General features: G+C 36.9%; 1 protein-coding gene. It reads right to left on the bottom strand.

Annotated features, from left to right (window positions below; translation table 11 throughout):
- Positions 1-69: 69 nt before the first annotated feature.
- Positions 70-255 carry a hypothetical protein gene (locus QSV46_RS39365; RefSeq protein ID WP_314964041.1) on the bottom strand — a complete coding sequence of 62 codons (186 nt, stop codon included), beginning with the start codon at positions 253-255 and terminating at the stop codon, positions 70-72.
- Between the last annotated feature and the right edge of the window lie 38 nt (positions 256-293).

The raw sequence follows: 293 nt of genomic DNA, 5'->3' as shown, positions 1-293 counted from the left end.
GATTCGAGTAACTCCCCAACCCTTGGGCGTTCTATCTCTTCCTCACACATTCTATATATTGTATGCAAGCTATTTGCAAATGGTTGATTGGCTTGTAACTTCTGGGATACTGTGGGAAAGAAACTCTGTTTCTTCACTGTGTATTTTTGACAGAGAATTAATGAAAGGTTGCAGCTCTGGTTCATGAGATTCTTGTGGCGTGAGTTTAGCAAATGTATTTTCTTCCTGTTTCATATGTATTTCTTTATTTTTCACAGCTCATTCATATTTGTTTCTAGTGAAAGCTTCTAAGT

It is taken from the genome of Bradyrhizobium cosmicum (assembly GCF_032290525.1).
Taxonomy (GTDB): domain Bacteria; phylum Pseudomonadota; class Alphaproteobacteria; order Rhizobiales; family Xanthobacteraceae; genus Bradyrhizobium; species Bradyrhizobium cosmicum_A.
The sequence above is the reverse complement of the archived record's forward strand: the minus strand, read 5'-3'. Positions and strand labels throughout refer to the sequence as shown.